Annotated in this window: 3 protein-coding genes; all 3 read right to left on the bottom strand. The window is 75.3% G+C overall.

Annotated elements, in window-relative coordinates:
- Positions 1–99: 99 nt before the first annotated feature.
- A complete protein-coding gene (locus E1283_RS34255; protein ID WP_132822069.1) occupies positions 100–1161 on the bottom strand; it encodes an SIS domain-containing protein in 1062 nt (353 codons plus the stop codon).
- A gap of 69 nt (positions 1162–1230) precedes the next feature.
- On the bottom strand, positions 1231–1404 hold the full coding sequence (locus E1283_RS34250; protein ID WP_132822068.1) for a Trm112 family protein: 174 nt from the start codon (positions 1402–1404) through the stop codon (positions 1231–1233).
- 142 nt (positions 1405–1546) lie between these two features.
- A complete protein-coding gene (locus E1283_RS34245; RefSeq protein ID WP_132822067.1) occupies positions 1547–2905 on the bottom strand; it encodes a phosphomannomutase/phosphoglucomutase in 1359 nt (452 codons plus the stop codon).
- Positions 2906–3148 lie beyond the last annotated feature (243 nt).

Raw genomic sequence — 3148 nt, 5'->3', positions numbered from 1 at the left:
CCGGCCTGTTGGCCGTCGCCGGCTCCGTGGTCTCGCTCACCGCCGCGACCCCCGCCCAGGCCGCACCACCCGGTGCCCGGGACGTCACCGCGGTCCTCTTCAACTGGAACTTCGACTCCATCGGCCGAAGGCCGCGCCCTGTTCGAAGGCGAGTTGGCGGGCGGCCGCGGCGGCGCCCGCCGTCTCCTCCTCGGTGCCTGGCAGCGGGCCGCGCAGCAGCAGGACCCGGGCCTGCAGCGGAGCCGGCTCGTCGACGCGGTCGCGGAAGAAGTCGTCGGGGTCGCCGGCGCCCGAGGCCAGGTTCCCGCCGAGCAGCGCGCCGTGCGCGGTGAGCGCCTCGGGGAGCGCGGCGGTGAGGGTGGGGCGGCCGGCGAGGCCGGTGAGGGTGGCGGCGGCGTGCCGTGCCGCGGCGCGGGCGACCGGGCCCTCGCTCCACAGCAGCGGCAGCGCGGCGCCGAACTCGGCGGCCAGGGTCTTCGCCGGATTGCCGTGGGTGCGGCTGGTGGGGCCGCAGCGCTCGGCGACGGCGTCCAGGCTGTCGGCCACGGCGTGCAGCGCGGCGCCGTCCGCCGGGAAGAGCCCGAGCCGGTCGCCGAGCAGCAGCAGCGGGGCGATCAACGCCCAGCCGGGACCGGGGGCGCCGGGGTGCCCCGCGGGCTCCTGGTAGGGCGCGGGGGTGTAGGGGATCGCCAGGTTGCGGCGGTGGGCGGTGGCCTCGGCGAGCGGCGAGCCGGCGGGGGTGACGGAGACGATGGCGCAGCCGCGCCGGTAGGCGGCCTCCACCAGCAGGGCGAGCCCGGGTTCGGTGCCCTCGGCCGAGGTGATCAGCAGCAGGTCGAGGGGGCCCGCCCAGCGGGGCAGCGGCCAGGTGAGGGCGCCGGGCGCGGCCAGCGCGCCGGTGGGGCGGAGCCGGGAGACGCGCAGCCCGTCCTCGGCGAGGGCGTCGAAGAGGTCGGCGACGAGCCGGGTCTCGGGCCCCGTCCCGGCGACCAGCACGGCGCCGGGGCGGCCCTCCGGGTGGAGCCCGGTCAGCTCGGACTCCTCGGCGCCGCGGACGGCGGTGCGGACGTGGGCGCCCGCGGCGGCGACGGCGCGCAGCAGGCCGCGCGGGTCGGCGCGGAGCAGTTCCTCGGTGGCGTCGAGCAGCGATTCGTCGATCATGCGGGCTCTCCGATTCGTGCCCGAGACGTGCCCGACGGCCGGGAGGGACGGCTCGGGTCGTGGCGGGTCTCAGTCGGTCCTGCGGGCCTCGTCCTCGAGGAGGACGGGGATGCCGTCCTCGACGGGGTAGGCCAGGCCGCAGCTGTCGCCGGTGCAGACGAGCTCCTGGTCGCCCTCGCGCAGCGGCGCGTGGCAGACCGGGCAGACCAGGAGGTCGAGCAGGGCGGCTTCGACGAGTGACATGGCTTGCCTCCGAGGCGTCGGCCCGCTCTGGGCGGCTTCGTTCTCCGCTGATCACCCTACCCGCAGGCGTGCCGCCCCGGCACCGGGAACCCGGCCGATGGGGCGGCACGTCCGGGGCGGACCCGCGGTGCCGGGTCGGGGGTCAGGCGCGGACGATGGCCAGGACCTCGTCGCGGATCTTGTCGACGGTGGCCCGGTCGCGGGCCTCGATGTTGAGCCGGAGCAGCGGCTCGGTGTTGGAGGGCCTGAGGTTGAACCACCAGTCGGCGGCGGTGACGGTCAGGCCGTCGAGCTCGTCCAGGGTGACGTCGGAGCGGTCGGCGTAGGCGGCTCGGACGGCGGCGGCCCGGCCCTCCTGGTCGTCGACGGTGGAGTTGATCTCGCCGGAGGCCGGGTAGCGGTCGTAGGCGGCGACGAGCTCGGAGAGCGGCCGTTCCTGCTCGCCGAGCGCGGCCAGCACGTGCAGCGCGGCCAGCATGCCGGTGTCGGCGTTCCAGAAGTCGCGGAAGTAGTAGTGGGCGGAGTGCTCGCCGCCGAAGATGGCGCCGGTGCGGGCCATCTCGGCCTTGATGAACGAGTGGCCGACCCGGGTGCGGACGGGGGTGCCGCCGTGCTCCCTGACCACCTCGGGCACGGACCAGGAGGTGATCAGGTTGTGGATCACGGTGCCGCCCGGGGACTTGGCCAGCTCGCGGGCGGCGACGAGGGCCGCGACGGCGGAGGCGGGGACGGACTCGCCGCGCTCGTCGACGACGCAGCAGCGGTCGGCGTCGCCGTCGAAGGCGAGGCCGAGGTCGGCGCCGGTGGCCTTGACCCGGGCCTGGAGGTCGACGATGTTGGCCGGATCGATCGGGTTGGCCTCGTGGTTGGGGAAGGTGCCGTCGAGCTCGAAGAAGAGCGGGTCGACGTCGAGGGGCAGCCCGGCGAGGACGGTGGGGACGGTGTGGCCGCCCATCCCGTTGCCCGCGTCGACGACCACCTTCAGGCGGCGGATGTCGCTGAGGTCGACCAGGGAGCGCAGGTGGGCCGCGTAGTCGTCGAGGACGTCCCGCTGCTCGACGCCGCCCGGCTCGGCGACGGACTCGGGCGCGCCCTCCTCGACCCACCGCTCGACGAGGGCCCTGATGTCGGCGAGGCCGGTGTCCTGGCCGACGGGCGCGGCGCCGGCACGGCACATCTTGATGCCGTTGTAGCGGGCCGGGTTGTGGCTGGCGGTGAACATCGCGCCCGGCCGGTCGAGGGCGCCGCTCGCGTAGTAGAGCTGGTCGGTGGAGCAGAGGCCGATCTCGGTGACGTTCGCGCCGCGCGCGGCGGCGCCGCGGCCGAAGGCGGCGGCGAGCCCCGGGGAGGACGGCCGCATGTCGTGGCCGATGACGATGGCGTCGGCGCCGGTGATCTCGACGAACGCGGCGCCGAACAGGTTCGCGAGGCGCTCGTCCCACTGGTCGGGAACCACGCCGCGGACGTCGTACGCCTTGACGATCTGGGACAGGTCCGGCACAGCTGACCCCTTGTCTGGTGTCGGAGGTTGGCGATGGCGCGAAGGCCCGGCCGGCCTCCCGGGTCAGGTCGGCCGGACGGGGCCTGGCTCCGGCGCCAATGTACCGGGCGCCTGTTACGAGTCGGGGGACCGTGGCCAGCGAGAGCATGGCCATCGGCATCCGGCCGATCAGGCTCGCCGTGACGAAACCTCCGACCCCAGGCACAAGGAAAATGTCCCGATATATCCGCAACCCCGCGGAAG

The sequence above is a fragment of the Streptomyces hainanensis genome, assembly GCF_004348415.1.
Classification (GTDB): domain Bacteria; phylum Actinomycetota; class Actinomycetes; order Streptomycetales; family Streptomycetaceae; genus Streptomyces; species Streptomyces hainanensis.
This window is presented reverse-complemented; position numbering and strand designations above follow the sequence as displayed.

Excerpts from the sequence above, each read along its gene's own strand:
- E1283_RS34255 (WP_132822069.1), bottom strand. The coding sequence starts at position 1,161 with ATGATCGACGAATCGCTGCTCGACGCCACCGAGGAACTGCTCCGCGCC.
- E1283_RS34250 (WP_132822068.1), bottom strand. The coding sequence starts at position 1,404 with ATGTCACTCGTCGAAGCCGCCCTGCTCGACCTCCTGGTCTGCCCGGTC.